27 protein-coding genes are annotated in these 25,336 nt (G+C 52.1%); 8 read left to right on the top strand and 19 right to left on the bottom strand.

The window, feature by feature from the left end:
* The 7 genes from ACTG3Z_RS12060 to ACTG3Z_RS12090 form a co-directional block, all read right to left on the bottom strand.
* On the bottom strand, positions 1-897 hold the full coding sequence (locus ACTG3Z_RS12060; RefSeq protein WP_439143318.1) for a homocysteine S-methyltransferase family protein: 897 nt from the start codon (positions 895-897) through the stop codon (positions 1-3).
* A complete protein-coding gene (locus tag ACTG3Z_RS12065; RefSeq protein WP_439143319.1) occupies positions 897-1,337 on the bottom strand; it encodes a hypothetical protein in 441 nt (146 codons plus the stop codon). The genes ACTG3Z_RS12060 and ACTG3Z_RS12065 overlap by 1 nt, the downstream gene beginning before the upstream one ends.
* Positions 1,334-3,784 (bottom strand): GcvT family protein, encoded by a 2,451-nt coding sequence (locus ACTG3Z_RS12070; protein WP_439143320.1) that lies wholly within the window; start codon positions 3,782-3,784, stop codon positions 1,334-1,336. The genes ACTG3Z_RS12065 and ACTG3Z_RS12070 overlap by 4 nt, the downstream gene beginning before the upstream one ends.
* A 9-nt stretch (positions 3,785-3,793) precedes the next feature.
* The gene (locus tag ACTG3Z_RS12075) at positions 3,794-4,177 is read right to left on the bottom strand and encodes a GFA family protein (RefSeq protein ID WP_439143321.1); all 384 of its coding nucleotides are present in this window, start codon (positions 4,175-4,177) and stop codon (positions 3,794-3,796) included.
* Positions 4,174-4,794 carry a LysE family translocator gene (locus tag ACTG3Z_RS12080; RefSeq protein WP_439143322.1) on the bottom strand — a complete coding sequence of 207 codons (621 nt, stop codon included), beginning with the start codon at positions 4,792-4,794 and terminating at the stop codon, positions 4,174-4,176. The genes ACTG3Z_RS12075 and ACTG3Z_RS12080 overlap by 4 nt, the downstream gene beginning before the upstream one ends.
* A 10-nt stretch (positions 4,795-4,804) precedes the next feature.
* Positions 4,805-5,377, bottom strand: coding sequence for a helix-turn-helix domain-containing protein (locus ACTG3Z_RS12085; protein WP_439143323.1), 573 nt, complete (start codon positions 5,375-5,377; stop codon positions 4,805-4,807).
* Positions 5,378-5,495: 118 nt separating this feature from the next.
* Positions 5,496-5,957 carry a GAF domain-containing protein gene (locus tag ACTG3Z_RS12090; protein WP_439143324.1) on the bottom strand — a complete coding sequence of 154 codons (462 nt, stop codon included), beginning with the start codon at positions 5,955-5,957 and terminating at the stop codon, positions 5,496-5,498.
* Positions 5,958-6,027: 70 nt separating this feature from the next.
* On the opposite strand from ACTG3Z_RS12090, the gene ACTG3Z_RS12095 reads away from it, so the two are divergent.
* The 3 genes from ACTG3Z_RS12095 (at position 6,028) to ACTG3Z_RS12105 (ending at position 8,774) form a co-directional block, all read left to right on the top strand.
* Entirely contained in the window at positions 6,028-6,375 is a 348-nt protein-coding gene (locus ACTG3Z_RS12095; RefSeq protein WP_439143325.1) for an STAS domain-containing protein, read from the top strand.
* The gene (locus tag ACTG3Z_RS12100; protein ID WP_439143326.1) at positions 6,353-6,850 is read left to right on the top strand and encodes an ATP-binding protein; all 498 of its coding nucleotides are present in this window, start codon (positions 6,353-6,355) and stop codon (positions 6,848-6,850) included. The genes ACTG3Z_RS12095 and ACTG3Z_RS12100 overlap by 23 nt, the downstream gene beginning before the upstream one ends.
* Before the next feature lie 346 nt (positions 6,851-7,196).
* Positions 7,197-8,774 (top strand): gamma-glutamyltransferase family protein, encoded by a 1,578-nt coding sequence (locus tag ACTG3Z_RS12105; protein ID WP_439143327.1) that lies wholly within the window; start codon positions 7,197-7,199, stop codon positions 8,772-8,774.
* On the opposite strand, the gene hspQ is transcribed toward ACTG3Z_RS12105, so the two are convergent.
* On the bottom strand, positions 8,771-9,097 hold the full coding sequence (hspQ, locus tag ACTG3Z_RS12110) for a heat shock protein HspQ (protein ID WP_375265927.1): 327 nt from the start codon (positions 9,095-9,097) through the stop codon (positions 8,771-8,773). The two genes, ACTG3Z_RS12105 and hspQ, sit on opposite strands and share 4 nt — an antisense overlap.
* 84 nt (positions 9,098-9,181) lie before the next feature.
* Here hspQ and ACTG3Z_RS12115 point away from each other — a divergent pair, with 84 nt between their 5' ends.
* Both ACTG3Z_RS12115 and ACTG3Z_RS12120 read left to right on the top strand, forming a co-directional pair.
* A complete protein-coding gene (locus tag ACTG3Z_RS12115) occupies positions 9,182-10,063 on the top strand; it encodes an AEC family transporter (protein WP_439143328.1) in 882 nt (293 codons plus the stop codon).
* Between the two features lie 89 nt (positions 10,064-10,152).
* Positions 10,153-10,740 (top strand): lytic transglycosylase, encoded by a 588-nt coding sequence (locus ACTG3Z_RS12120; protein WP_439143329.1) that lies wholly within the window; start codon positions 10,153-10,155, stop codon positions 10,738-10,740.
* Here the strand turns inward: ACTG3Z_RS12120 and ACTG3Z_RS12125 are convergent.
* From ACTG3Z_RS12125 to ACTG3Z_RS12140, 4 genes are all read right to left on the bottom strand, one after another.
* On the bottom strand, positions 10,737-11,342 hold the full coding sequence (locus ACTG3Z_RS12125; protein WP_439143330.1) for a LolA family protein: 606 nt from the start codon (positions 11,340-11,342) through the stop codon (positions 10,737-10,739). The genes ACTG3Z_RS12120 and ACTG3Z_RS12125 overlap by 4 nt on opposite strands.
* A 78-nt stretch (positions 11,343-11,420) precedes the next feature.
* Positions 11,421-14,558: a DNA translocase FtsK 4TM domain-containing protein gene (locus ACTG3Z_RS12130; protein ID WP_439143331.1), complete on the bottom strand. Its 3,138-nt coding sequence runs from the start codon at positions 14,556-14,558 to the stop codon at positions 11,421-11,423.
* Between the two features lie 15 nt (positions 14,559-14,573).
* Entirely contained in the window at positions 14,574-15,752 is a 1,179-nt protein-coding gene (locus ACTG3Z_RS12135; protein ID WP_439143359.1) for an aminotransferase class I/II-fold pyridoxal phosphate-dependent enzyme, read from the bottom strand.
* 110 nt (positions 15,753-15,862) lie between these two features.
* On the bottom strand, positions 15,863-17,191 hold the full coding sequence (locus ACTG3Z_RS12140) for an amidase (RefSeq protein WP_439143332.1): 1,329 nt from the start codon (positions 17,189-17,191) through the stop codon (positions 15,863-15,865).
* A 42-nt stretch (positions 17,192-17,233) separates the two neighbouring features.
* On the opposite strand from ACTG3Z_RS12140, the gene ACTG3Z_RS12145 reads away from it, so the two are divergent.
* Complete coding sequence (locus ACTG3Z_RS12145) at positions 17,234-18,493, top strand: FAD-dependent monooxygenase (protein ID WP_439143333.1); 1,260 nt, start codon at positions 17,234-17,236, stop codon at positions 18,491-18,493.
* On the opposite strand, the gene ACTG3Z_RS12150 is transcribed toward ACTG3Z_RS12145, so the two are convergent.
* From ACTG3Z_RS12150 to ACTG3Z_RS12160, 3 genes are read right to left on the bottom strand one after another with little or no spacing between them, the layout of a single operon-like run.
* Positions 18,490-18,678 (bottom strand): Trm112 family protein, encoded by a 189-nt coding sequence (locus ACTG3Z_RS12150; RefSeq protein WP_375266946.1) that lies wholly within the window; start codon positions 18,676-18,678, stop codon positions 18,490-18,492. The genes ACTG3Z_RS12145 and ACTG3Z_RS12150 overlap by 4 nt on opposite strands.
* Positions 18,675-19,319 (bottom strand): LON peptidase substrate-binding domain-containing protein, encoded by a 645-nt coding sequence (locus tag ACTG3Z_RS12155; protein ID WP_439143334.1) that lies wholly within the window; start codon positions 19,317-19,319, stop codon positions 18,675-18,677. Before ACTG3Z_RS12155 ends, ACTG3Z_RS12150 begins: the two co-directional genes overlap by 4 nt.
* A gap of 27 nt (positions 19,320-19,346) precedes the next feature.
* The gene (locus ACTG3Z_RS12160; RefSeq protein WP_439143335.1) at positions 19,347-20,261 is read right to left on the bottom strand and encodes a tetratricopeptide repeat protein; all 915 of its coding nucleotides are present in this window, start codon (positions 20,259-20,261) and stop codon (positions 19,347-19,349) included.
* Positions 20,262-20,417: 156 nt separating this feature from the next.
* On the opposite strand from ACTG3Z_RS12160, the gene ACTG3Z_RS12165 reads away from it, so the two are divergent.
* A complete protein-coding gene (locus ACTG3Z_RS12165) occupies positions 20,418-20,984 on the top strand; it encodes a hypothetical protein (protein ID WP_439143336.1) in 567 nt (188 codons plus the stop codon).
* Positions 20,985-21,538: 554 nt separating this feature from the next.
* Here the strand turns inward: ACTG3Z_RS12165 and xth are convergent.
* From xth to ACTG3Z_RS12180, 3 genes are all read right to left on the bottom strand, one after another.
* The gene (xth, locus tag ACTG3Z_RS12170) at positions 21,539-22,327 is read right to left on the bottom strand and encodes an exodeoxyribonuclease III (protein WP_439143337.1); all 789 of its coding nucleotides are present in this window, start codon (positions 22,325-22,327) and stop codon (positions 21,539-21,541) included.
* Positions 22,328-22,365: 38 nt separating this feature from the next.
* Positions 22,366-23,361 (bottom strand): zinc-dependent alcohol dehydrogenase family protein, encoded by a 996-nt coding sequence (locus ACTG3Z_RS12175; RefSeq protein WP_439143338.1) that lies wholly within the window; start codon positions 23,359-23,361, stop codon positions 22,366-22,368.
* Positions 23,362-23,510: 149 nt separating this feature from the next.
* Positions 23,511-23,891, bottom strand: coding sequence for a VOC family protein (locus ACTG3Z_RS12180; protein ID WP_439143339.1), 381 nt, complete (start codon positions 23,889-23,891; stop codon positions 23,511-23,513).
* Positions 23,892-23,964: 73 nt separating this feature from the next.
* Between ACTG3Z_RS12180 and soxR the strand changes: the two genes are divergently transcribed.
* Entirely contained in the window at positions 23,965-24,417 is a 453-nt protein-coding gene (gene soxR / locus ACTG3Z_RS12185; RefSeq protein ID WP_439143340.1) for a redox-sensitive transcriptional activator SoxR, read from the top strand.
* A gap of 153 nt (positions 24,418-24,570) precedes the next feature.
* On the opposite strand, the gene ACTG3Z_RS12190 is transcribed toward soxR, so the two are convergent.
* Positions 24,571-25,257: a response regulator transcription factor gene (locus ACTG3Z_RS12190; RefSeq protein ID WP_439143341.1), complete on the bottom strand. Its 687-nt coding sequence runs from the start codon at positions 25,255-25,257 to the stop codon at positions 24,571-24,573.
* Between the last annotated feature and the right edge of the window lie 79 nt (positions 25,258-25,336).

Below are 25,336 nucleotides of genomic sequence, written 5' to 3' on the forward strand. Positions count from 1 at the left end.
TTAGACGATTGTATGGCCAGCGGCACGCAGACGCTTGGCAATTTCAGCGATGTGCGCAGGGCTGACTTCACAGCATCCGCCCACAAGGGTTGCACCCTGATCGACCCATTTCATCACGTGATCAGCATAGCTTTCAGGCGTGAAATCATGGCGTTTACTAAGGGCATCAACAGTCGGGTTTGCTTTCAAAAAACCATCTGTGATTTTTGTGAAGCCATTTGCATAAGCCCCATAGGGCAAGTCAGCCTTTGCAAGATGTGACAACGCTTCAGGAATGACTTCTGGGGTAGAGCAATTCGCAAGAACCGCTTCAACGCCCATGTCTTTTGCAATCATCACAGCTTCTTCTAGCGGCTCGCCAGATCGTAGAATGCTGCCATCTTCATCACTGACCGAAAAGGCGCACCATATTGGCATATTTGCCGATCTAGCGGCTTCGATGATGCAGCGCGTATGCTCGAGTGAAACGACCGTTTCACAAATCACCAGATCCGTCTTTCCCGCAAATTTAGCCGCCACTTCAGAATAGATCGGTACGGCAACATCCGGCCCTGGATGAATATCAGGACGGTAGCTCGCACCGAGTGGACCCAAGCTGCCTGCAATGCGGCCAGACCCATGCGTTGCACGCGCGTTTTGTGCTTCTTGCAGTGCCATCGCGTGCAATGTGTCAAACTTTTCTTCAATCCCCGCAACCGAAAGGCGGTCACGCTGAACTGCGTAGCTGTTCAATGTTGCAATCGTTGCCCCTGCGGCAAAGAAATCACTCGAAACTTCAGCGACGAGCCCCGGGCGATCCATCATCACTTGTGTGGACCAAAGCGCTGTCGGCTTATCGCCAGCACGATGAACAAGTTCTTGGCCCATGCCACCATCAAGAAGGGTTATTTCAGTCATCAGATTGGTCCTGTCAGCAAGAAGAATGTCAGAGCCGCCGCATAGCACCAGTCCACGACAACGCAACCACTAACGTACCAACCAAAAAAGGGGGTGCCATGGCCGCGATGTTTCATCAGATCCCAAACACCATGGCCAAAGATGCCAAAGATGATGAGCCAAGGACTTGTGACAAACCCCACACACCCAATCAACGCTAATACAGCGGCAACGCGGGCTTCGAGGGTAAAGTGGCTCCCGCTTCGCAAGGCAGCAGCAGGATAGGTAAAGAGCATCGCAATCAAGAAGAATAGCGCGATGCTCCAAATATAGCTGTGCGGCAGAACAAAATGACTGATTGGAATGCCAACGACATAGAGCGTCGCGGCGATCTTTACCCAAAGAAAGGAGCGCGACAGCAAGCTGTCGTGCCAGTCAATATTGTCTGCCGTATGGGTCATGCACGCAATCTTTCGTTTGCAGGATCCCACATAGGTTGATCTGCTTGAACAGTAGCACTGTAACGCCCACCAAAGATCTCAACCTCCAGCTTTGTACCGGGCTCGAGCAAATCAGCGCGCAACATACCAAGGGCAATGCATTTGTTTGTGCGGTAGCCCATCGCAGAGGATGTAACTTCGCCGACAACCTCTGCGCCATTCCAAATTGTGGACATGTAGGGCGCATCAAAATCACAGGGATCATCGATAGTCAGTGTGACAAAGCCCTTTTTGCGGCCGGTTTGCTTTTCGCTCAGCAACGCTGCTTTGCCCGGGAAATCCTGTGGTTTGTCGAACTTGATAAAACGCTCATGCCCGCCCTCAAGCAGGGTGTAGTCTGTGGAAAGATCCCCCTTCCAAGCGCGATAGCCTTTTTCAATGCGCATGGAATTCAATGCATACATCCCGAAGGGCGTCGCACCGGCACCAATAACCGCATCATAAAGCGCTGGAATATCTGCCATCTTCGCGTGAATTTCCCAGCCAAGCTCACCAGCAAAGCTGACGCGGTTCAACGCACAAGCTGTTCCAGCGACAGTTGCTGCTTGATGTGTAAGCCAACCAGAGGACAGGTCCGCATCCGTGCCAATCGTTTCAAACAAGTCGCGTGACTTCGGGCCAGTAACGATGAGCGTGGAATACTCTGTCGTATGGTCTGTCAATGTCAGACCCGCAGGCAGATTTTTGTTAAGCACGTCAAAATCATGCCATTGTGCAAGTGCGGCAGTGATAAGCGTGAACTCATCTTCACCATGCCGCATCACTGACATCTCTGTCAAAATACGCCCTCTGCTGTCAGCGAAATACGCAAGGTTCATGCGGCCCACTTTAGGCAAAGCGCCTGCGATCAACCCACGTAGATATTCGGCGGCACCCGCTCCGCTTAGATTGAAGCGAGAGAAACCGGGCAAATCAAGAACGCCAACACCGTCGCATACTGCCTCAACTTCTTCTTTGATACGCTGCTCCCATGGGCCATTTCGCTCCCATGTTTGTGTGCTTTCCTCAGATGTGTCATCGCCGTCCTTGGCGAACCAATTCGCGCGTTCCCACCCATTGAACGCCCCCATTTGGCCACCCACTGCACGTATTTTCGCGTCCACAGGCGAGAGCTTCTTGTCACGACCTGCTGGCCATTCATGATGCGGGAAATGCATCGCGTATTCATGGCCGTAAGTTTCCAGCGCCTTAGCGAGGCAGTGATCGTGATCCGTATAATCGGTATAGCGACGCGGGTCAGCCGCCCACATGTCATCTTCCGTTTCACCATGCATGATCCATTCGGACAGCACTTTGCCCGCGCCGCCCCCTTGGGCGATGCCAAAGGTGAAAGAATGCCCTTCATACGCATTCGGGCAACCGGGCATCGGGCCAACCATCGGCAAACCATCAGGCGCATATGGGATAGGTCCGTTAATATTGCGCTCGATCCCGCCCTCGCCCAGAAGCGGGACCCGCTCCATCGCGTCGGTAATCTGGAATTCAATCCGCTCAAGATCATCAGGGTATAACTGGAAAGAGAAATCTTCGGGCATTGGATCTTCTGGCGTGACCCAATGCGCTTTGCAATTACGTTCGTATGGGCCAAGGTTCAGGCCGTTTTTATCCTGTCGCAGGTAATAGCTGATATCGACATCGCGCAGCAGCGGGACCTTGTGACCTTTTTCCTTTGTCCATGCCTCTAACTCAGGCAACTGACCTGTCAAAAAATACTGGTGAGACATCACAACCATCGGAACAGTACGGCCGCCAAAGGGCTTGAACATCTCGCCGACGCGCTGCGCATAGTAGCCTGCACAATTCACGACCTTTTCGCAGCGAATATCACCTTTGTCCGTCTTTACGATCCACTCATCGCCATCACGGTCGATACCAGTGACAGGGCAAAAGCGTTCAATCCGCCCACCCGCATCGCGCGCGCCTTTGGCAAGTGCTTGGGTTAATTGGGCAGGATCAATATCGCCGTCCAATGGATCCCAAAGACCACCCTCAAGATCATGCGTTTCCATGAAAGGATGCAATTCCTGCATCTCTTTCGGCGTCATAATGTCCATTTGCAGACCTTGGTAACGGCCCATCCCCGCAACACGCTCAAACTCTTGCATACGCTCTTTTGAATGCGCGAGACGGATCGAACCCGTAACGTGGTAATTCATCGGGTAGTCCACGTCCTCACCCAGCGTGCGGTACATCGCTGCCCCGTAGCGCTGCATGTTCATCACCGCCCAAGAGCCTGCAAAATTCGGAACATTGCCAGCCGCGTGCCATGTAGACCCTGCTGTCAGCTCGTTCTTTTCGAGCAACACGCAGTCACTCCAGCCCGCTTTCGCCAAATGATACAATGTGGACGTTCCGATAACACCGCCACCGATAATGACCACACGGGCCGTTGTTGGAAAATCTGACATGTTCGCTCCCTAGTTTTCGCTTTGCGGCATGATGTCCGCGATATCGTAATAATCGCCTTTGAAGGCGGTAAAGATGTGTTTCGCTGTGTCTATGCCCGTCGCGCCATCAATCGTGCCAGACATGACAGAGACGGCACCTTTGTCGGCGTTATGCTTCCAGAAAAGCGATGATCCACAGGTATTGCAAAACCCGCGCTGCGCCTCTGGTGTGGATTGGAACCACGCAAGCGTTGAGGCCTTGGTAATGTTGAGCTGATCCGGCCCGACCTGTGTGGCCGACACATAATGCCCGCTGGTCTTGCGACACTGAATGCAATGGCACGCCACTGAGGGCCGCAGCTCACCGGTGAGCTCGAATGTGACGCCACCACAAAGACAACTTCCTTGTTTCATGCGTTTCTTCCCAAAGAAGTGCTGCCCAATAGGACGCCGTATATAACAAAACAAAGTGCCAAGATGCGGCGCACCCAAACGTTGAAGACAGCGCCCAAGGCTGCGCGTCCAATGCCCGCGCCCAGCGCTGTAAATCCGCAATAACTAAGTGTCGTGAGGAAAAGTGCTGTCGGCACGATAACTGTCATTTGATCCCAGATCGGCACGCTGGGCTGCACAAATTGGCTAAAAGCAGCAAGATAGCCCGCCACACTTTTTGGGTTGATCACTGCAATCGCAAGTGCACGGCCATAAATGCTACCAGTACTCGGTGCGAGCGTTGGAGCAGGCTTGCTGGCGTTAATCCAACCTTTGATACCAAGCCAGATCAACCATCCTGCACCAATGTACTTGGCAATCAGAAACCCTGTCTCAGAAGCCGCAATCAGAGCGGTGACCCCCAATGCTGAAAGCAACAGAAATAGGCTCGCTTGGGTCAAGATAGCCGCCACACCCCAGAGACTGCGCACAAAGCCAAGGTGCATGCCGTTGGTGATGCAATTCACTGCATTTGGCCCTGGCGTGGTCACAAACACGATCCAGAAGAGCACAAAAACCGTCCATGCTTCGAAGCTCATTCTCGCATCCTCAATACACTGGTGGTGCGATAACCCAGATCGCAACAGCCGGTTCAGCATACGGATTTGCCCATTTATAGGACATGCCTCTAATACGGAAACTATCACCAGCGCTAACCGTGAAGAATTGCCCATCAATCATCAGATCAAGCCTGCCAGACACCAAATACCCAACCTCTTGGGTCGGCCGTGTAACGGCGTCATCCATCTTTGCACCAGGATCGAAAGTTGAATGCACCATCTCGAAATCATCGGTGAGATCCGGGGAGAGTAGCTCCTCCACAAGTCCTTGTTCCTTCGAGCCAATCGGGCGGCGCGCATGCTTGCGCACGACAAGGCCCGCCTCCTGTGCAGGCGTTTGCGCTTGTCCGAAAAGGATCGATACTGGCACATCCAATGTCTTTGCGATCTGCTTTAGATCATAGACTGATGGTTCTGATAAATCGCGCTCGACCTGCGACACCCATCCAACCGAACGCTCCAAAGCGCCGGCCAAATCGCTCAAAGTCAATCCGCGCGATTTGCGCAACGCCCGAAGGTCTGCACCGAGACTTTTGGTTTTGGTCAAGTCCGATTGGATCATGTCCTGTTCGCAACCTTCGTGAAAAAATCTTCCTGTTTTTCACAAAGCCTCAACTTTCATGAAAAATCAAAGGTTTTTTTCACGGGCTGGCGCGATTTATGAACTTTGGTTGCGCGATCTAAGGAACATGCGCAAACACGTCGCGTAAAAGATCATTTAAATTTTCTGCATCTTCCTGCGTGAAAGCATCTGGCTGATCACTGTCGATATCGAGCACACCGATCAGTCGACCGGCATTATTTTGAACTGGAATAACCAGCTCAGAGCGGGTCGAACTGGCACATGCGATATGGCCTTCAAAAGCTTCCACATCGGCGACCAATTGCGTTTCAAGTGTGCGTGCAGCAGCGCCGCAAACGCCACGATTGAACGGAATAACGAGACAACCGTGTCCCCCTTGGTATGGCCCGATTTTAAGAAGTTCAGGCTCGGTCACACGGTAAAAACCAGTCCAATCAAACCGCGAATCGCTGTGGTGCAGCTCACACACAAACGTGGCCATCAAAGCGATTTCATCGGTCTCATTGTTTGTCAAAGACAAGATCGCCGAGCGCAGATCTTTGTAATTTATTTCAGTCATTGCACTCACCGAATCGTAACCAATTGCTCTTAGCTGTGATCGCAGGTTTTCCAGAACAGGCAAGATACAGATGAACATTACAAGTGAAACGACCGGCGAGCTTCAAATTCTAACCGTCCATGCACAGCGCATTGATGCAGTCGCAGCCATCCAGTTCAAAGATGCTGTACGTGAGCTCACAGCTGATCAAGAAACGGCGGTTGTGCTTGATTTATCTCAGGTCGATTTCATTGACTCTAGTGGACTTGGCGCAATCGTCGCGTCAATGAAGCACCTGGGCAAAGACCGCCCTTTGCACCTAGCCGGATTAAAGCCGATTGTGGCAAAAGTATTTGCGCTAACACGGATGGAGCGCGTTTTTAGAATCTTTAGTTCACCCATGGAAGCCGTACAAATTGATCAGGCAAGAAGTGCCTGATGGCTCTTTCATAGAACCTATGCATGGCACGCCCAATATTTCTGCACCGCCTGATATTCATTTGGTTTTCCCTGCGACAGAAGTGTCTGTGCGGCGCGCCTTGTTGTCTTTGCGCGCTTCGCTCAAAGCGCTCGCAATTGATGAGCTGACAATCGGTTTGGTTGAGATCGTTCTTGCCGAAGTGGCGAACAACATTGTCGAACATGCATACCCGTTGAATGAAAGCGGTACAGTAACCCTATCTTGCAGCAAAACAGAACAAGGGCTGCGATTTGAAGTGAGTGATCGGGGCAAAATTCTGCCTGGGGGCGAGATTCCCCCTAAAAAGGATCACAATCTAGACGCCGAGATGAACCATCTCCCAGAGGGAGGGTTTGGCTGGGGCCTAATTAGCGATATGACGTCAATGCTAATGTATAAGCGCGACGAGGATCGCAACATCCTTCGATTTAGCGTCGCTTTCGCTACCATTTAGTCTGATTCATGAGCGACTCTTGCCGAATTCTTCGCCCAAAAGAATCAAACAATTTGGCGCGACATCCACAATCAAAGACTGCACACCATACATCACGCCCGTCAAAAGTAGTAGATAGCTGTCGTATTCGATCGAATGACCCAATGTGGCCTCATTCGCACCAAAGATCGGCCCCGAACTATAGTCATACCTATCCTTGTAGCTGCATATAGCTTCATTCCAGCGTCGCGTGTTAATTGCCCCCACCCAGTGCGCGACGCTGGGAACCTCCTTCCAAGTAAGTTGATTCATTGGCAAGTTAGATAAGCCGCCCTATGCTTTGTCTTATCTAACTAAGAGAGGCGATATGCGCGATTTTCATTTCCCCGGCCGTTCAGAAGTTTATGCGAGCAACGGTATGTGTGCCACTTCGCATCCATTAGGTGCTGCTATTGGCATCGACATTCTCAAACGCGGCGGCACTGCGATGGACGCTGCCATCGCAGGTGCTTTGGTGCTCGGTATTTGCGAACCACAAATGACAGGAATCGGTGGCGATTTGTTCGCACTTGTCTCACCCTCGGGTTCAAACAAAGTTCACGCTTACAACGGATCAGGTCGCGCACCTGCAGCGAGCAGCGCCGAAACTCTACGCGCACAAGGACACACAACTGTCCCGCTATATGGCCCAGAAGCCGTGACAATCCCAACAGCGATGCACGCATTTTCTCAACTTAGCGAGAAATGGGGGAAGCTCGGATTAGACGCGCTCCTTGCTCCAACTATCCACTACGCTGAAGAAGGTATCCCGGTTGCGCCACGCGTGGCTTTTGACTGGCTTGATGCCTCAAATGCCCTGCAAGGCGCTGGCAAAACGCACTACTTGGTTGATGGTAAAGTTCCCAAAGCAGGCGAAATTTTCCGCGCACCTGGGCAGGCAGAGGTTCTCAAGCGCGTTGCAAAAGACGGCATCAAGGCGTTTTACGAGGGTGAAATTGCGGATGACATGCTTAGCGCATTGAACGCACTTGGTGGCGTTCACACTGCGAGCGACTTTGCAGGTGTCAGCTCAAACGAAACAAATCCAATAAGTGGCACTTACAAGGGCACAGACCTATTCGAGCATCCACCGAACGGCCAAGGCGCGACAGCGATCTTGATGCTTAACATTCTAAAGCACTTCGACATTGCTGCGATGGATCCACTCGGAACCCAGCGTGCGCACATCGAAGCGGAAGCAACCAAACTTGCCTATGATGCGCGCAATCGCTTCCTTGCCGATCCGGATCACACAGCCAGACTTGAGCACATGCTCTCTTCCGAAACCGCAGCGCAACTTGCCGCATTGATCGATCCGTCGCGCGCTATGGCTTCGGCGACAAAACTCAGCGAAGCAGTGCACAAGGATACGATTTACATCACTGCCGTAGATCGCGATGGGATGTCTGTTTCGTTGATTTATTCTATTTTTCATGGGTTTGGCTCTGGCATTGCCTCTGAAAAATTTGGAATTTTGCTACAAAATCGCGGAGCTGGTTTCAACTTGGAACAAGGGCATCCAAATGAACTGGGCTCAGGCAAACGTCCCATGCACACTATTATTCCAGGGATGTTGGTTGAAAACGGGACACCGAGTATGCCATTTGGCGTGATGGGTGGCGCATATCAGCCTAATGGACATGCGCGCTTTGTTTCGAACTTGAAAGACTTCGGAATGGACGCACAAAGTGCCATTGACGCGCCTCGCTCTTTCGCAGAAGGCGACGTTCTCAAGGTCGAAAAGGGCTACAGCGAACAGGTGCGTTCAGAGCTAACAGAGCTTGGGCATAAGGTCGAAGTGCCGAGCGGTCCCATAGGTGGCGCACAAGCAATCAAGATAAGCGACAATGGTGTGTTGGTTGGCGCATCCGATCCAAGAAAAGACGGATGTGCGCTCGGCTATTAATTTAGCTGAAAATGCAACGGGTAGGTCCCATCTTCGATGGGGCCGAACAGGTCCTCGATATCGGGGTGATCTACTGGTTCGCCCGAATAATCCGCGATCAGATTTTGCTCTGACACATAAGCCACATAATAGCTTTGGTCGTTCTCCGCGAGCAGGTGATAATACGGCTGCTCGCGCTTAGGGCGGCTATCTTCGGGAATCGCGTCGTACCATTCTTCAGTGTTGCTGAATGTTGGATCAACATCAAAAACCACTCCGCGAAACGGGTGCTTTTTGTGTCGGACAATCTGTCCGAGGTGATATTTTGAGTGCGCGATCATCATTGCATTGCAGCTCCTACATTTGGTTAGTACCCAATTCAAGGGTGCCTTGTCCAATTTTTGGGCCATTTTTCAGGGAAACAGTTTGTGATCATCTTTGTGACAGTGCTGGAGATTGTAGCGCCCGTGTTTTTGTTGGCCCTGATTGGGTTTAGCTGGGTGAAACTTGGTTTCGAGTACCGCGTTGAGTTCGTCACACGCCTTGCCATGACTCTTGCTGTGCCCTGTCTGATCTTCACAGCTTTGATGAAGACCGAAATTGATCCAAGCGCTCTTACGACACTCTTGATCGCCAGTATTGCCGCGCATGTTGCGATTGCAGCAATTGGCGCACTTGGGTTTTGGGCGTTGAACATGCGTCAACAAACCTATCTCGCCCCATTCACTTTCGGAAATACAGGCAACCTCGGCCTCCCACTTTCTTTATTCGCGTTTGGGGCGGAAGGGCTAAGTTTTGCGATGATTGTATTCGCTGTTTCCGCGATCTTTTCTTTCACGTTTGGGATTTGGGTCGTGTCAGGCGGTGGCAGTCTGATGAAAGCGCTGAAAGAACCGATGGTCGGTGCAACGTTGCTTGGAACTTTGTTTTTGTGGCAAGGCTGGCGCACCCCTGATGTTCTTACCAATACGCTTGATCTGATCGGCCAAATGGCGATTCCGCTTATGCTGATCACACTTGGGGTTGCAGTTGCGCGGCTCAAACCCGGACGTATTACCCAAGCCTTCGTTCTGTCATTCGTGAAATACGTTGTGTGTGCCGGTATCGCGCTGATGATTGGGCGCGCACTTGGACTAAGCGAAATTCCCTTGGCTGTTTTGATTCTTCAGACGGCGACGCCCGTCGCAGTCACAGCTTACTTGCTTGCGGAAAAATATGGTGGGGATTCAGAGGCAGTTGCAGGGCTCGTCGTCGTATCGACCTTGATGTCCGTTGCCGCAATACCGCTCTTGCTGACGTTTCTGCTTTAGCGTGCAAACCTCAAGCGAAAGTCATTTTGCATCGCAGCAATTTGCGCTACTATAGGGAAAACATAAAAATAGAACAAAGCGAGAGGCCAATGAGCAGATTCTTTCGCGCCCTGGTGATTTTGAGCTTGGTCGCATCTTGCGGTGGAGGCGGAGGAAATTTCTCTGCTCCCCGAAACCTTGATAACGCATGCAGTATCGCGAAAGAGCGACCTGCTTACATGAAAGCCTTTCGCAAGGCAGAGCGCAAATGGGGCGTTCCTATTCATGTGCAGATGGCTGCGATGTATCAAGAAAGCAAATTTATTGGCGATGCGCGCACGCCGCTTAAATACACGCTTGGCGTTATTCCGATGGGGCGCCAAAGTTCCGCGTTCGGCTATGCGCAGGCTCTTGATGCGACTTGGAAAGAGTATCAAGTTGATCAAGGCAAGCGTTCTGCAAGGCGCGATCGCATTGAGGATGCGACCGACTTTATGGGTTGGTATATGAACCTATCACGCGATCGTAACGGCATTTCTTTGAGCGATGCGCGCAATCAGTATCTTGCCTATCACGAGGGTCACACCGGCTATAAGCGCGGAAGCTTTTATGGCAAAAGCTGGCTGATGCGTGTTGCAGGTGAAATCGACGAACGCTCGTTTAAATATAAAAACCAGCTTCGCGGCTGTCGCGTTTAGCGATCAACACCCCTTGGAAGCGCGGAATCAGGATTGAACAAGGAATTGTTCATCCGCGCTTTTTTATCCAACTCACCCAAAATAACGGTTGTGCGATTTCCGCCATCATCATTGATCACCCACTGGCGCAACTCAACAGGGTTCGCGGTGAACACCAGCTCGATGTTACCATATTCCGGATGCTCTGGATCTTGCGCTTTAACTGTCGTGGATTTGCCATCGCTTGTATGACCGACAACCATCCGTGCGCGTGACAGGTTCACGTTTTTCGCAAGAATAATCGACAGGGGTGTACGCGCGAGCGGGTATGTCTCGGGCGGTTCATTGGTCTTAGGATCATAAATCACAACCGCGCCACCACTTGCGAGAACAAGCTGCTTATCAGGCGGATTATACTCGAACCGAATGCGCCCTGGCCGCTTGATAAAGATCGTTCCCGTAGAAATCGTACCGTCATCATTCACCTGTGTGAACGCGCCTTTGGCGGTCTGAAGATTGTTCAGATAATTTGATATTGCATTCAGCGAAATCTGCTGTGCAGCGGCTGGAATGGCCGTAGCGATCATAATCGCGGCAGCGGGAAGGAGTGTTCTAATATTCATAAGACCTATTTAACCATTCCAACGCACAGGTACACCCCACGCCACTCTCACGAATAAGAGAGCGGCGAAGGACTGCCGTTATTGCGCTTCTGGTACGAGTATCTCACGTTTGCCCACATGGTTTGCAGGAGAAACAAGGCCCTCGTCCTCCATTTGCTCAACCAAGCGCGCGGCTTTGTTATAGCCAATCGCCAATTTGCGTTGGATGTAGGAGGTCGAACATTTACGATCCTTAATCACAATCGCAACTGCAGTGTCATAAAGCGCATCTTCGCCATCCGTGTTACCACCAAGACCAAGCACCGTGTCGATGCTGCTGGCAGCCTCTTCTGACGGACCTTCGACAACGCCACTCATATAATTGGGTGGACCGTAGGCCTTGAGATGGTTGACGATTTCTTCGACTTCTTCGTCAGAAACAAAGGGGCCATGACAACGCGTAATCTTCGCGCCACCCGCCATGTAGAGCATATCGCCCATACCCAACAGTTGTTCTGCACCCATCTCACCAAGAATTGTACGACTGTCGATTTTAGAGGTCACTTGGAACGAAATACGCGTTGGGAAGTTCGCTTTGATCGTACCTGTGATGACGTCAACCGACGGACGCTGCGTCGCCATGATCAAGTGGATACCAGACGCACGCGCCATCTGCGCAAGGCGCTGAATGCAGGCTTCGATTTCTTTGCCCGCGACCATCATCAGATCTGCCATCTCGTCAACAACAACGACGATATAAGGCATTTTCTCTGGCTGCGTCTCTTCGGTTTCAAAGATCGGTTCACCCGTCTCATCATCAAAACCAGTTTGCACCGTACGCGAGAACATTTCGTTCTTGCCCAGCGCATCCGCAACACGGCTGTTATGGCCATCAATGTTACGCACACCCATTTTGGACATCTTGCGATAGCGCTCTTCCATTTCGCCGACGACCCACTTGAGGGCGACAACAGCCTTTTTCGGGTCTGTCACAACAGGGCTCAGAAGATGCGGGATGCCGTCATAAACGGAAAGCTCGAGCATTTTAGGGTCGATCATGATCAAGCGACACTCTTCCGGTGTCAGCTTGTAAAGCAGCGACAAGATCATCGTATTGATTGCGACAGATTTACCGGAACCGGTTGTACCCGCGATCAAGAGGTGGGGCATCTTGGCCAAATTTGCCACGATAGGATCACCACCAATGTCTTTTCCAAGTGCGAGCGGCAGTTTTTGCTGACCATCGCCAAAATCACGGCTTGAGAGAATCTCACGCAAGACAACCTTTTCACGATTCTCATTTGGCAATTCGATACCAATAACAGAGCGGCCCGGAACGGTGGACACACGTGCAGACAAAGCTGACATGGAACGCGCGATATCGTCTGATAGACCAATCACTCGGGACGCTTTCAAGCCCGGCGCGGGCTCTAGTTCGTACATAGTGACAACAGGGCCTGGACGGACGGAAACGATTTCGCCCTTAACACCATAGTCATCGAGAACCGCCTCAAGCATACGCGCATTTTCCTCAAGCGCTTCATCGCTCAAGTGATGGCGTTGCACTGTTGCCGGGCTTTCAAGCAAGTTGAGCGGAGGAAGCTCGAACGCTTCCGCGCTGTCTGCGAATTTCAACGTCGGCTGTGCTTCGGCCTTTGCACGCGTTGAGGGTTGAACAGGCTTGCGTTGCGTATGTTGCACAACGCTTTTGGGGGCAGGTGTCGGTATCGGATCGGGAACAGGTGCAAATGCTGCGACCTCTTCTTCGCTCACCTGCGGCGCACTTTCAAAGCTTGGCGCATCAATAGGAGTTGCAGTTGGCAAATCCTCCGTTGGCATCGCATCAAAATCTGTCACGGGGGTCGGTGCTGGCGCAGGTTCAGGCGCAGTTGCTGAAGGAACTGACGGAGCAACATAGGCCATTGGCTCTTGCGGCACAGGCTGCTCAAGCGGTGGTTGAGTTTGAAAAGACGCGCTCAAAAAGGCGGGCGCAGGCGCAACCGGCTCTTGCATAAGAGGCGCTTCAACCGGCTCGGATACTGCTTCCATACGTGCCGATGTAAAGGCCAGCGCACTTGGTTCAGCCATTGCGTTTAAAGGCGGTTCAGCCACCAAAGTCGCACTCAAAGGGGGTTCCACACGCATGTTTGGCTGAGTGGTATCCACTACGAGCGGGATAGGGCCACGGTTACGAGCCTTGGCGGGATGCGACGTAACAGGTGGCTGCGTAACCATATGATTGCGCGCACGGCTTTTGATAACGTTGGAAATTTTGCTCTTGATGCGATCATCAGTTGGCATTTCCGCATAGTTTTCCAGCGCCTCTTGCTCTACTAATTCAGGCTCTGGCATCGGATCTGCACGTTTGATCAAGGACGGCATACGCGCCAGCAAACCGACCTTTTCTTTTTCAGGTGCTTGCTCTGGCTCTTCGAACACAGGTTCCAGAACTGGCTCGGGCACAACATGGGTCATTCTTGGTTCATCGGCGAGACGGCGCGCAGCACGGGCTTCCTCTTCGGCGCGCAAGGCTTCGCGCTTCTCAGTCTGTCGCGCTTGCATCGTGCTCGCAGCGCCAACAGCCCCTTTTGCCCCCTTACCGATCAAACGCATCGCCATCATATACGTCACAACAACGCCAATCGCGAGAAAACGCGCGCTTTCTTTCACTTCAAAACGGGTCGCGCCAAGCACAAAGGCGAGCATCACAACTGTCGCAATCGCAAGGAAGAAAGCCACAAACTTCAAGCCGAATGCCGCGCTGAACGGCAAGAATGTAAGGAAAGCGCCAAGGACAGTGTCACCAAACAATCCACCAAGACCAAATGTGTGTGTCCATGCCGCGCCGGGAACAAGCGAGGACATGTAGACAGCGCAGATGACAACAGCGATGGGGAGGAAAATGATCCGGCCCAGCGCACGTTCTGCACCAAAGTGCAAAACAAAGCGAACGCCCCAAGAAATCGCGACAATAGGAATAACCCAAGCGGCCTTACCAACGATCATAAACAATGGCGCAGCAATAGACGCGCCCATTTGGCCAAGCCAGTTTTGCACGGGCGCATCTGTCGCGGACAACCAGCTTGGGTCAGTTGGCGTGTAAGATCCAACAACCATTGCAGCCAAAATGCCAAAAACAATCAGCGCTGCGCCGATCATTTCTTTGCCACGCTTTTCAATCATGGCCTGCATGTTACTATCCAAAAGCGGATCGCGTCCCCGTGCTTGATATGCCATTCCCGTTCCTCGTTTTTATGCGAATAGGCAGTCGCGGATTTGAATCAATCCACGCTGCATTTCGGCTTTTGGGGCCACCATGGCGACCCGGATATATTCTTTGCCAGGGTTTCCCTGATCTGTGTCTTTGCTTAGATATGCGCCCGGTAGAACGCGCACGCCTGTTTCTTTCCAAAGCTTTAACGCGGCCTCTTCACCGTCGTCGACTGGAAGCCATAGAAAAAAGCCCGCCTCTGGCCCTTGGTAGCCTTGGACATTGGCGAAAATCTCATCAGCGATGCGATACTTTTCTTGGTACAAAGCGCGATTTTCATCGACATGCGCGTCATCTGCCCAAGCGCGCTCTGCCACCTTTTGCAAAGGCAAAGGAAGCGGCGCGCCGGAATAGGTGCGCAATTGCTTGATACGTTTGATGCTCTCAGGACCGCCCACCACAAAGCCAGAACGCAGACCGGGCAAATTGGAACGCTTGGAGAGTGAATGAAACACAACAACCCGCTCAGGATCGGCACCCATCTCTTGCGCGACTTTTATCGCGCTCGTTGGCGGAGCATCGCGGTAAATTTCGGAATAACACTCGTCTGCGAAAACTTGGAAATCGTATTGTTCGGCAAGACCGATCAAGTCACGCCAGAACTGTTCATCCGCAACAGCCCCTTGCGGGTTCGCGGGCGAACACATGTAAGCAATCGCAGTGCGCTTTAGTACGTCTTCAGACAACGACGTAAAATCGGGTAGATGATGAGACGCAGAAGTCGCGTTCACGAAGTGTGGCTTGGCACCGACCGAAATAGCCGCAACCATGTAGACTTGATAAAATGGGTTTGGCGTCAGAACGAGCGGCTGTGCGCCATTTTTCGTCTCAGGGCAAAGCGCCATCGAAGCGTTATAAAGCCCCTCTCGCGTGCCATTCAGCGCCATAACTTGCGTGTCTGCATCAACATCCGCATCAAAACGGCGTTTCATCCAACCCGCGATAGAGCTTAGCAATTCAGGGCTGCCGTCGTTCGCGGGATATTTGTTAAAGCCAGCTATATTTTCAGCAATGATGCCAGAAACCCAGTCAGGAAAAGCATGTTTTGGTTCACCAATGGTCATATGCACCACATCACCGCCCGGTGTGTGATGGTCCAAAAGCGTACGCAAACGCGGAAACGCGTATGCCGGAAGGTTCGAGAACCGCTCGGGAAACATAGGTAACTGCCTCAATGTCGGGATCATTTTCGCCCCGTTGAGAGTAAAGTAACCTAAGGCTGTGCCTCGCGTCCAATAAAAATCGCAAGTTTCAGAACAACTTGTGGCATTTAAGCCAGCGCTGCTTCCGCTGCCGCGCCGATGCGTAGCAAACGCTCTTCCTGCATTGGCAATGTATTGAGCATGATTCCGCAGCTCGGCACCCCTGTCGGAAGCGTTAAAGCGCAACATCCCATGAGGTTACCGATGCGTGTATTACGGAGTGCTGCAAGATTACGTTCGACATAAAATGCCTCATCTGCCTCAAGATCAGTGATTTTCGGCGGCATAATTGCGCAAGACGGCATAAGCACAGCATCAAATCCAGCGATCCGCGCGTCCCAAATCTCGCGCAGGGCGCTTAAGGTTTCCCAAGCAGCAACGAAATCAGGTGCGGAGAAGTTGGCACCTGCACGGAAACGACCCAAAACTTGCGCGTACATCACATCCGGCTTCGCTTCGATTTCGGTGCGCCACATCCCATAAGCTTCGCCCGGATAAAGTGGACCAGCGTGCGAAATCGCTTCAACAACTTCAGGCGCATCAATTTCAATGAGCTCAGCACCTGCCGCTTCTAGTTTCACCAAAGCCGCTTGGAAGGCTGCCAGCGGCTGCGGTTCCACCTCGTCTAGCGCCAGCGTTTTGAGCACCGCAAAACGTGCGCCCTTCAGCGTTGCACCGCGTAAATCGGCTGGGCGTTGCCCTTCCAATACGCTCAAGGCAACTACCGCATCTTCAACAGTGCGCGCCAAGGGGCCGACAGTGTCGAAACTTTTCACCAAAGGCACGACACCTTTGAGTGATACCCGCCCAGCCGTGGTTTTCAGACCCACCAGATCGTTCCAAACCGCAGGCAAGCGCACAGAACCACCCGTGTCTGAGCCAATCGCAAGCGGCGCGATATCATGGGCAATCGAAGCCGCAGCACCTGATGACGACCCGCCAGAGACAGCATCAGGATCATGCAAGCAAGGAGCGGTTTGTGTGATCGGATTGTACCCAAGGCCCGAAAACGCCAGTTCGCTCATATGAGTTTTACCAATGCAAACTGTGCCCATCATGGTTGCAGCCTGCAAGACTTCTGCATCTTCACTTGGCACGCGATCTTTTAGCAACGCGCTGCCTGCCTCGGTCACAATCCCTGCAGTATCGAATAAATCTTTCCAACTGATCGGCACCCCATCAAGCGGTGACAAACGCTGCCCTGCTTTTGCACGCGTACTAGCTGCAGTCGCTTCAGCAATCGCACGCTCTGGCGTAAGGCGGGCATAGATTCGAGTGCTCAAGGGATGTGCAGCAGCGGCATCAAGATATGTCTGCGCCAAATCAACAGGGTCAATCTGACCTGCTTCAATACCACGACCCAGCGCAGCTGCGCTCATCTTTAACCATTCTTGCATCGTATTTCTCCCTTTGATGCTAGGGTAGCGACAGAGACGCGCATGGACAATCCTGCGCGCGCACCCATATTGAAACTCATGGAATTTGATAGTGATCTGATCATCGTTGGTGGCGGCTTAAACGGCCCTGCTTTGGCGCTTGCAGCGGCTCAAGGGGGCTTGAGCAGCACTGTCATCGACGCATTGCCGGTGGATAATCGCAAAGCGCACGACTTCGATGGGCGCTCTTACGCGCTTGCGCTTGCGTCACAACGATTGCTGCATGCGATTGGTCTGTGGGATGGCCTCGCAACGAACGCGCAGCCAATGTTGGAAATCAAGGTCACCGACGGGCGCGCAGGCGAAGGCCCATCGCCATTTTTCCTGCACTTTGATCACGCAGAGATCGAAGAAGGACCCATGGGTTACTTGGTTGAGGATCGTTATCTGCGCCGCGCGTTTTTAGACGCGATGGAGGCGGAGCCATTGATCACTTTGCGCCATAGCGAAACAGTCGTCGCTCAGGACACGACAAAAGCCGCATCGGTCACATTGGCTTCCGGAGAGGTGCTAAAAGGGCGCGTTCTGGTTGGCTCGGACGGGCGGCGCTCAGGAACAGCAGAGCGCGCAAAGATCAAGCGCACAGGGTGGGGCTACGGCCAAACAGCACTGGTCTGCGCGATTGAGCATGAAAAACCACACGGCGGCATTGCGCATCAGTTCTTTATGCCCTCGGGGCCTTTGGCGATTTTGCCACTAACAGGCAATCGCAGCTCTATCGTGTGGAGTGAAACTGAAGACAACGCCAAACGCATCAATGGTTTAGATGACGCAGATTACTTGAACGCGCTTCGCCCTGCTTTTGGAGATTTTCTGGGGGAAATCAAACTAACAGGCACGCGCTTTACCTATCCTTTGAACTTAACGATCGCGAATAGCTTTATCGGTGAACGTCTCGCGCTGATCGGTGATGCAGCACATGGCGTACATCCAATTGCGGGACAAGGGTTGAACGCTGGTTTGCGGGACGTTGCTGCACTGGCTGAAGTCATGACGATGGCCGCTCGCCGCGGTGAAGATATTGCATCGCCTTTGGTGTTAGAGCGATATCAGCAATGGCGCCGCTTCGACACGGCTACGCTCGCGGTGGCGACGGACACCTTTAACAAGCTGTTTTCAAACGATAACCCACTTCTGCGAATGGGTCGTGATCTGGGTATGGGCTTAATCAATTCCGTCCCTAGTCTGCGTCGCAACTTCATGCGCGAAGCCGCTGGTTTGACCGGTGATCTCCCCCAACTGATGACAGGGCGCGCGCTTTAATCGAGCCGACGCGCCTCGTCTATCAGCATAACGGGAATGCCATTGCGAATAGGGAAAGCAAGCCCTGCTTTCTTCGAAACAAGCTCTTGAGCAGTTGCATCATATTCAAGACGGCCCTGCGTTTGCGGGCAAATCAATGCTTCTAGCATATGCGGATCGAACGCAGAGATCGGGTGATCTGTCATTGCATCATTTCCTCTGCATCTCCACCACGTAAGAAGTACTCGATCAATGTCACCAACGTCTCGCGACGCGTCGATAGGCTTGGCGCTTCCAAAAGCGCTTGCTTATCTTCGGGTTCAAAATCAAGCATCATCGAAAGTGAATTGACCAACAACTCGTCATCAGCATCTTTCAAGGTTTCCCAATCCGCACTTAGATCGCGATATGTGAAATATTTTGAGAGCAGGTTCAGGAATTTTTCGCGATCAAATGCAACATCTGTTTCAGACGCTTTCAGGTCTTGATCAAATCCGTCCCAGTTCACTTCGATACGACGATACGGAGCAAAGCCGTCAACCTCACCGACAAGACGGAAGCGCGACACACCTGACAGCGTCAGCATATAGCGTCCATCCTCTGTCTCCGAGAACTGGGTGATGCGACCTGCACACCCGATAGTGTGAAGACCCTTATCATCCCCAGCACGTCCTGGATTGGGCTGGACCATCGCAATGAGCCGCCCTTGAGTTTTAAGCGCATCATCGATCATCGCGAGATACCGCGGCTCGAAAATATGCAAGGGCAAGCGCGAGCGCGGCAAAAGCAACGCACCGGGCAGAGGAAAGGCCGGAAGCATGTCCGGGAGATCACCGATTTTTATCATGTTAGATGACGTAGCCCGTGTGCCGCGTTAGACAAATATCATCGAGCTTAATTTGCGACGCCCATTAAGGACAATTGGATCTTTCGCTTCTAGCGCGTCAAAAATCGTGAAGAGCTGGGTTTTGGCCGCACCTTCATTCCATTCGCGGTCGCGACGGAAAATCTCAAGTAGCGCATCTACAGCCTCTTGCGTTTGAGCGTTGGCATTGAGCGCGGTCGCCAGATCAAAGCGTGCTTGTAAATCATCAGGATTGGCCTCAACTGCAGCAGTGAGTTCGGCCAAGGGCCCAGCTTGAGCCGCCTGTCGCGCAAGAGCGAGTTGAGCAAAGGCGGCTTCAATCATTGCATCAGAAGAAATTTCCGCTGGAACGCCGTTCAAAACGGCCTCTGCCTGATCCATTTCGTCCATCGCCAAATAGGACCGCGCAAGCCCTGCATAAGCGGCAACGCATTGATCATCTTCTTCAAGAATCGCCGCGAAGGTTTGCGCTGCATCGCTCGCATCGCCTTCTTCAAGCATCATGGCTGCAGCCTCAATCGCGTCGTCCAATCCACCGGAGGGATCACCGCCCCCAGCCTCGATAACACGGTCCACGAAAGCCTTAATTTCAGAGGGTGGCAAAGCACCCTGAAACCCGTCAATCGGTTGTCCTTTGTAAAAGGCAAACACTGCAGGAATAGATTGAATTTGCATCTGCCCTGCAATCATCTGGTTCTGATCCACATCGATCTTTGCCATCTTCACAGCGCCGTTTGCCGCAGTCACTTCTGCTTCCAAGGCAGGACCAAGCGTTTTGCAAGGACCACACCAAGGTGCCCAAAAATCAACGATAACAGGAACCTCTTGGCTGGCGTCCACGACGTCTTTCATGAAATTGCTTTCATCCACGTCCTTGATCAAATCACCCACTGGCGCCTGTGCGCCCCCGCCTAGTTCAATCATTCGTTACTCCGTAAAGGTGTCGTTTATGAGACATATGAACGTCTCGGTCCTAACTTCCAAGCTATGAATGCTCAAAAACTGGGCTCTATGCTAGAATTACCAACCATTTTCAATCTATCATCATAACGACCCAGATTCCATCTAAGGAAAGCACCTTTGGACATGTTTCTAAGTGATCTTTCGACGCAAACTTCTCTGGCCTACATCTCACTTCGCTTTTTGGTGTTTCCTAGCGTTCTCGTCATCGTTGGCGGGTTTGTTGCCAATGTCATTTATCCAAGAGTACAAGATCGTTATCTTAGGAAAAAGGCATTTACGGAACGCAAAAGCCTCATTGCCGAAGATATAGCCGCTGAAATGAACACCTATATTACGTCATGGCGACGACTTGTTGATACTGCGAACTATGCACACCAGCGTCAAAACGAATTGCTTGAGGAAAGTGACGGTAACCTTTCTCCTTCCGCTGAAGCAGAGCTTGACGCCTGTGCAGAACGTATGGCGACATTTGCTGAAAGTCGAAATGTTTGCAGAGACAAGCTGCACAGCTCTCTCTCTCGCTGTCGATTGTACTGCGATGAAAATGAACAATCTATAATTGAAGACTACTTGAGATGGGACGAGGCTCAGGTTACAAAAAGTCTAGAAGACTTACCCACTTTAAAGGATTGGCGACTATGGGAAAGAAAGCTCTTAGCAGTCTCGCAACAATCCTTGCGCTAGTGATCTGCACCAGTACTCAGGCGCAAGTGTCTGCAGGTAACATTGTGAAGAACGTTGCCCCGAAATCGGGTCTGGAACGCCAGAAAAAGAAACCCGCGAAACCGTTAAAAATTGTTGTGCCTAAAGAAAATGCACGCGCACTTCAGACCGTCTTGAAGGACTACAAGTGCTACAATCTGGCTGTCGATGGCGCTTGGGGACCCGCTTCGCGGAGCGCATTGTCACATTACATCGCGATTGCTCCCGCAAGCGCGAAGGTGACAAGCCAAACCCCAGTCGATGAACTGGTTGAGATACTACGCAGTAATCCTGTCACCTGCAAAACGCGGCCTAAACCGTCTGTAAGAAATCCGATTGGGTCCATAAAAGCAAAACGAACGAGTGGTAGGCGCGCAGCGTCAAACCCTGCTCGTAAAAGCTCGGGTGGGTTGCGATTTGACGACTGCCCGGGCCCAGGTTGCCCCGCGAGAACAGCTCCAGCGGTAGGAGCTAGAAAAGGCATAGCAACCGGAGTGTTTCGTTAAAAAAATGGACACTGCTTGGGTGCTAGGTTCCTACAAATCAAACGTCGCAAACACAGGCGCATGATCGGAAGGTTTCTCCCATCCGCGCGCATCCCTTAAAACTCGCGAAGAATGCGCTGAAGCAGCAATATCCCCGGTCGCCCAGACATGATCCAAACGGCGGCCTTTATCAGCCCCATCCCAATCCTTCGCGCGGTAGGACCACCAGCTATAAAGCTTGCCCTCAGGACTATCCGCGCGCGTGACGTCAACCCAATCGCCTGCTTGCATGACGTCATCCAAATGCTCCACCTCAATCGGGGTGTGCGAGACGATCTTCAAAAGCTTCTTGTGATCCCAAACATCATCCTCGCGTGGCGCGATGTTGAGATCCCCCACGAGGATCGATTTTTTCGGAGGAGTGGCCTTAAACCAATCGCGCATCTCGGTCAGATAGTCGAGCTTTTGACCGAACTTCTCGTTCTTCTCGCGGTCCGGCACGTCGCCGCCTGCGGGCACATAGAAATTGTGGATCGTCACGCCATTTTCTAGCTGCCCCGCAATGTGGCGCGCATGTCCAAGGCTGGCGAAGTCCTCTGCACCGACCTCTTTGATTGGCAGTTTCGATAAGATCGCAACACCGTTGTACCCCTTTTGCCCACGCGCAACCATGTGGGTGTAGCCAAGCGCCGCGAACGCTTCCATCGGGATCAATTCGACAGGGGATTTACATTCTTGCAAGCACAGCACATCGGGCGCTTCCTCTTCGAGCAATTTGCACACGATTGGCGCGCGCAACCGCACTGAATTGATGTTCCAAGTGGCAAGAGTGAAGCTCATGGCGCGTCCTTTTCGAGATTAGATCGCGCCAAACTAGCCTAGATGCCGTTCGGCGCAAGCAGCACTTTGCCGGTGCGCTCTCCAGCCATCGTATAACGCGCAGCTTCGCTTACATCCTCAAGCGCAAAGACACGGTCGATAGGTGCATGCAACGCACCTGTCGCCACCGCTTTGGTAAGTGCTGCGTATACAGCCATGCGCTCTTCTTTGCTTGCACGTTCAAACCAGTTCACCAACCAGAAGCCACGCACGCGGATGTCGCGAAAGATCATAGCGCCCGCTTGCATCGAAGCGGATTCATTGGACATCGCGCCATAATTCACAAGCGTTCCGCCTACCTCCAAGCAATCCGCCAAACGGCCAAATGTCTCCCCCGCGACTGCATCCAAGGCCAACTTGATCTTGGACTTGTTCGTCGCTTGAATGACGCGTTTCACCAAGTCAGGGCCATCGACCAGAACAACATCCGCGCCTTGATCAAGCAACCCTTGCACCGCACTTTCACGGCGCACGATGCTCACGGTTTTCACGCCTATCGTCTTGGCGAGCTGCACAATATATGTACCCACGGCAGAGTTCGCAGCGCTTTGAATGATCCAATCCCCTTCAGCTAGCTCTACAAAATCCGTCAACAAAAGCTGAGCGGTTGCAGGGTTCACCATCATCATCGAAAGTTGATCAACATCACCCTCGGGCATTGGAACAAACGCGCCTGCGGATGCAACGACCTCGCTGCGCCAAGTTCCCGCGCCCGCAGGCAGCAATACAAGCTGACCAACCTGAAGCCCACGCGCATCGCCACTGATTTCTGTAATGCGCCCTATGCCCTCATTCCCTGCAATCGCTGGCAAAGGCGGACGCACACCGTAGTTTCCAGCAACTTGTATCACATCAGAAGGATTTATCGGTGCTCGTAAAACATCAGCACGGGCTTGCCCTTCGCCCAAATCAGCGCGCGCAACTTCTTCCACGCGCAAAACTTGGCTGGGGTCACCAAATTCAGAGTAAACGACCTGTTTTACTGTGTTAGACATGCTCAACGCTCCTGTGAAATATTCACCCAGCATGGCCTTTGCGGCGAAGCAAGGTAACCCACTTCGCCGCAACGTAATTCTTCATTTTTCCGAGAAAACTCCGGGGGAGTCGCCGCTATAGGCGACGGGGGCTAGCCCCCGAACCCCTCTCAATCATATGCAACGATTTCAAATTCAACGCCATTTTCATCCTTAAAGTAAAACCGCTCTCCGGGTTCATAGTCCTGATGAGAATGCGGTTCATACCCCTCAGCTCGGATCGCATTTTCCACAGCTGCTAAATCGTCCACGACAATTCCAACGTGGTTCAATTGGCCCTGCGTTTTGTAGTCCCTTTCAACGCCAGCTTTCGATGCCTTGGGCTCGTACAGCGCAATATAGCTGTCGTCTGCTCCGACATGCATGGTGTAGCCCGCCCCGTCAAAGGTGCTGCCTTCCCACCGCACGCGCCAACCAAACGCGCGGCCAAACCATGCTGCAGTTTTTCCAGCGTCGCTGACGTTTATATTCGCATGCTCTAATTTTGCCATGAGATCTCTCCTTTGTCCTTGATCTAACCTCTTTGTAATTTCTAAAGTTAACTTTAGATCAAGAGGTTTTTTGATGCACAGCAAACATTCTGAAATCACCATCGGACAAATGGCAAAGCGCACCGGACTTGCCGTCTCTGCAATCCGTTTTTACGAAACAGAAGGCCTCATTACAGCCAACCGCAATCGCGGCGGGCATCGCCGGTTCGCCCGAGCACAAGTGAGGCGCGTGTCATTCATCTTGATTGCTCAGCAATTTGGATTGACGCTTCCACAAATCAAAGCGGTACTGGATGAGTTACCAGAAAATAGAACACCAACCGCAAAAGATTGGGCACACATATCTATGGGGCTTCGTATCCACCTTGATGAGCGGATCGCTAAGCTGGAACGCATGCGCGACAGTCTTGACGGATGCATCGGATGCGGTTGTCTCTCGCTCGATGCCTGTGCGCTTTATAATCCAGAGGATAAACTGTCCCAACGCGGGACTGGGCCAATTATTTCGATGCAAAAAGAAACATAAAAAAATGCCCGGGCAAAGCCCGGGCCAGTCCAACAGGGAGGTGCATATCATAACCCGAATATGCGCGGGTACCTTACTTAATCATCTAACTATGAATACGACGTTAATCCTTGATTTGGATCAAAATTGACGCGCTTCACGAGTTTTTAACGCTTAAGCCACTAATCTATAGCCACCAGATTCGGTCACAAGAAGGCGCGCATTTGACGGATCTGGTTCAATTTTTTGACGAAGGCGGTAAATGTGTGTTTCCAAAGTGTGTGTAGTAACACCAGCATTGTAACCCCAGACCTCATGCAAAAGGATATCGCGCGGCACCACGCCTTCGGATGAACGGTAGAGAAACTTCAGGATGTTCGTCTCTTTCTCTGTAAGACGAATTTTCTTGTCCTCTTCTGTAATCAACATCTTCATCGACGGCTTGAATGTGTAGGGGCCAAGGCCAAACACTGCATCTTCGGACTGTTCATGCTGGCGCAACTGCGCGCGAATGCGGGCCAGAAGCACCGGAAATTTGAAAGGTTTGGACACGTAATCATTCGCGCCGGCATCTAGGCCAAGGATCGTGTCCGCATCGCTGTCATGCCCCGTCAGCATCAGAACCGGGCTCTTAACGCCTTGTTTGCGCATGAGGCGACACAATTCCCGCCCATCCGTATCGGGCAGGCCCACATCCAGAATAATCAGATCATAAAGCGAATCTTTGATCCGCTCCATCGCTTGAGCACCGCAATCGGCTTCGAAAACCTCGAAATCCTCTGTCATTACAAGTTGTTCAGACAAAGCCTCGCGCAGATCATCGTCATCATCGACAAGAAGGATATTCTTTAACTGGGCCATTGGATCTTCTCCACTTTGTTGCTTGGTTTAGAGATGTGACGCTAAGGCGCTTGAGACAAGTTTTGTGGCACTCCCTCAC

The sequence above is a fragment of the Planktotalea sp. genome, assembly GCF_965659345.1.
Lineage (GTDB): Bacteria > Pseudomonadota > Alphaproteobacteria > Rhodobacterales > Rhodobacteraceae > Planktotalea.

Excerpts from the sequence above, each read along its gene's own strand:
- ACTG3Z_RS12090 (WP_439143324.1), bottom strand. The coding sequence starts at position 5,957 with ATGACTGAAATAAATTACAAAGATCTGCGCTCGGCGATCTTGTCTTTG.
- ACTG3Z_RS12065 (WP_439143319.1), bottom strand. The coding sequence starts at position 1,337 with ATGACCCATACGGCAGACAATATTGACTGGCACGACAGCTTGCTGTCG.
- ACTG3Z_RS12095 (WP_439143325.1), top strand. The coding sequence starts at position 6,028 with ATGAACATTACAAGTGAAACGACCGGCGAGCTTCAAATTCTAACCGTC.
- ACTG3Z_RS12180 (WP_439143339.1), bottom strand. The coding sequence starts at position 23,891 with ATGGCAAAATTAGAGCATGCGAATATAAACGTCAGCGACGCTGGAAAA.
- ACTG3Z_RS12140 (WP_439143332.1), bottom strand. The coding sequence starts at position 17,191 with ATGCAAGAATGGTTAAAGATGAGCGCAGCTGCGCTGGGTCGTGGTATT.
- ACTG3Z_RS12085 (WP_439143323.1), bottom strand. The coding sequence starts at position 5,377 with ATGATCCAATCGGACTTGACCAAAACCAAAAGTCTCGGTGCAGACCTT.
- ACTG3Z_RS12135 (WP_439143359.1), bottom strand. The coding sequence starts at position 15,752 with ATGTTTCCCGAGCGGTTCTCGAACCTTCCGGCATACGCGTTTCCGCGT.
- ACTG3Z_RS12105 (WP_439143327.1), top strand. The coding sequence starts at position 7,197 with ATGCGCGATTTTCATTTCCCCGGCCGTTCAGAAGTTTATGCGAGCAAC.
- ACTG3Z_RS12175 (WP_439143338.1), bottom strand. The coding sequence starts at position 23,361 with ATGTCTAACACAGTAAAACAGGTCGTTTACTCTGAATTTGGTGACCCC.
- soxR (WP_439143340.1), top strand. The coding sequence starts at position 23,965 with ATGCACAGCAAACATTCTGAAATCACCATCGGACAAATGGCAAAGCGC.
- ACTG3Z_RS12155 (WP_439143334.1), bottom strand. The coding sequence starts at position 19,319 with ATGATAAAAATCGGTGATCTCCCGGACATGCTTCCGGCCTTTCCTCTG.
- ACTG3Z_RS12145 (WP_439143333.1), top strand. The coding sequence starts at position 17,234 with ATGGACAATCCTGCGCGCGCACCCATATTGAAACTCATGGAATTTGAT.
- ACTG3Z_RS12160 (WP_439143335.1), bottom strand. The coding sequence starts at position 20,261 with ATGATTGAACTAGGCGGGGGCGCACAGGCGCCAGTGGGTGATTTGATC.
- ACTG3Z_RS12125 (WP_439143330.1), bottom strand. The coding sequence starts at position 11,342 with ATGAATATTAGAACACTCCTTCCCGCTGCCGCGATTATGATCGCTACG.
- ACTG3Z_RS12130 (WP_439143331.1), bottom strand. The coding sequence starts at position 14,558 with ATGGCATATCAAGCACGGGGACGCGATCCGCTTTTGGATAGTAACATG.
- ACTG3Z_RS12150 (WP_375266946.1), bottom strand. The coding sequence starts at position 18,678 with ATGACAGATCACCCGATCTCTGCGTTCGATCCGCATATGCTAGAAGCA.
- ACTG3Z_RS12080 (WP_439143322.1), bottom strand. The coding sequence starts at position 4,794 with ATGAGCTTCGAAGCATGGACGGTTTTTGTGCTCTTCTGGATCGTGTTT.
- xth (WP_439143337.1), bottom strand. The coding sequence starts at position 22,327 with ATGAGCTTCACTCTTGCCACTTGGAACATCAATTCAGTGCGGTTGCGC.
- ACTG3Z_RS12075 (WP_439143321.1), bottom strand. The coding sequence starts at position 4,177 with ATGAAACAAGGAAGTTGTCTTTGTGGTGGCGTCACATTCGAGCTCACC.
- ACTG3Z_RS12060 (WP_439143318.1), bottom strand. The coding sequence starts at position 897 with ATGACTGAAATAACCCTTCTTGATGGTGGCATGGGCCAAGAACTTGTT.
- ACTG3Z_RS12120 (WP_439143329.1), top strand. The coding sequence starts at position 10,153 with ATGAGCAGATTCTTTCGCGCCCTGGTGATTTTGAGCTTGGTCGCATCT.
- ACTG3Z_RS12070 (WP_439143320.1), bottom strand. The coding sequence starts at position 3,784 with ATGTCAGATTTTCCAACAACGGCCCGTGTGGTCATTATCGGTGGCGGT.
- ACTG3Z_RS12190 (WP_439143341.1), bottom strand. The coding sequence starts at position 25,257 with ATGGCCCAGTTAAAGAATATCCTTCTTGTCGATGATGACGATGATCTG.
- hspQ (WP_375265927.1), bottom strand. The coding sequence starts at position 9,097 with ATGATGATCGCGCACTCAAAATATCACCTCGGACAGATTGTCCGACAC.